The organism is Calothrix sp. CCY 0018 (genome assembly GCF_963920925.1).
In the GTDB taxonomy this organism is placed as follows: domain Bacteria; phylum Cyanobacteriota; class Cyanobacteriia; order Cyanobacteriales; family Nostocaceae; genus Rivularia.
In genome coordinates this window covers 1-1,603 of the sequence record NZ_CAWUDI010000111.1, presented here as the reverse complement: position 1 = coordinate 1,603, position 1,603 = coordinate 1, and the positions used below count along the sequence as shown (strand labels likewise).

Annotated in this window: 1 protein-coding gene; it reads left to right on the top strand. The window is 36.4% G+C overall.

Going from position 1 to position 1,603, the window contains the following annotated elements:
• Nucleotides 1-223: 223 nt before the first annotated feature.
• Nucleotides 224-1,513, top strand: a complete 1,290-nt coding sequence (iscB, locus tag ACM03V_RS34345) for an RNA-guided endonuclease IscB (protein WP_414625290.1) — start codon at nucleotides 224-226, stop codon at nucleotides 1,511-1,513.
• The last annotated feature ends 90 nt before the right edge of the window (nucleotides 1,514-1,603 follow it).

The window sequence follows — 1,603 nt, the reverse complement described above, 5'->3', positions numbered from 1 at the left end:
AGCCTAAGAATTTAGATTATAGTTGACCAGACTTTTGTTAGAGGCAAGTGTTGAAGAACCTACCAAGGAATGCGTAGCTAGTTCCTTGCTCTAAAACTAAAAAGTTAAACATCTGTAATGGGTTAAGGAAGTGCTTTTTAGATAGTTACCGACCTCTAACTTTGTCGTTCGCGCAGCGTCTCCCTTTGGGAGAAAGCTAACATAACCATTTGAGGCACTAACAATGCAATCTAAATCAAAACAAAACTATGTTTTTGTAGTTGATACAAACAAACAACAACTAAACCCAGTAGCACCAAAACAAGCACGTAGGTTGTTAGAAAAAGGTAAAGCCGCAGTTTACAGAACGTATCCATTTACGTTAATTCTAAAAAATTCGATTGATAATCCTGCTCTTAGACCTTTAATCTTAAAACTTGACCCAGGTTCTAAATTTACGGGTATCGCATTACTTGACGGAGAAAATGCTATTTGGTGCGCGGAATTAGAACATCGAGGTTATCAAATAAAAGATGCTCTATTATCTCGTAGGCAATTAAGGAGTAGCCGTAGAAACAGAAAAACTCGGTATAGAAAACCGCGTTTTGACAATCGTAAACGTAGTAAAGACTGGCTACCGCCAAGCCTAGAACATCGTATTCTAACAACTGAAACTTGGGTAAAACGTTTAATGCGTTATGCACCGATTACAGAATTATGGATTGAAAAAGTTAAATTTGATATGCAACAGATGCAAAATCCTGAAGTATCTGGCGTTGAGTATCAGCAGGGGGAGTTACAAGGGTATCAAGTGCGCGAATATCTACTTGAAAAATGGGGTAGAGAATGTACTTACTGTAGTAAAAAAGATGTTCCCTTGCAGATTGAACATATTTACCCTAAGTCAAAAGGAGGAAGTAATAGAGTAAATAATTTATGTTTAGCCTGTGAAAAATGTAATCAAAAAAAAGGAAACAAACCAGTTGAAGAGTTTTTGGGAAAAAAACCTGAACTACTCAATAGAATTAAATCCCAAGCTAAAAAACCGCTTAAAGATGCAGCCGCAGTCAATGCAACTAGAAATAAATTAGTAAAGGTTTTATCTAACTTATTACCCACTAAAACAGCAACAGGAGCGCAAACCAAGTATAACCGAACTCGGCTAAATCTTGATAAACAACATTGGATTGACGCAGCTTGTGTTGGTAATATTGATAACTTGAAACTTTTAACTAACCAGCCATTAAAAATCAAATGCAATGGTCATGGTACACGCCAAATGTGTAGAACAGATAAGTATGGATTCCCAACAAGATATGTACCTAGATTTAAGTTCGTTAAAGGTTTTCAAACTGGAGATATCGTAAAAGCTTTTGTACTTTCCGGAAAAAAGATCGGTGAATACATTGGGAGAATCGCAATAAGAAAGACTGGGAGTTTTAACATTTCAACTCGTGAAAAACTAGTACAAGGAATCTCTTACAAATACTGTAGAACTATTCACAAAAAAGATGGGTACTCTTATGCCTTTTAAAAAAAAACCACTGTGACTAAAGTCACTCGTGTCGTTTCCCTCCCAGCTTTAAAAAGACTGGGTTTCCCACGTACCGAGATTTTCTTATGA

Coding starts and splice junctions, on each gene's coding strand:
- iscB (WP_414625290.1), top strand. CDS start 224: ATGCAATCTAAATCAAAACAAAACTATGTTTTTGTAGTTGATACAAAC.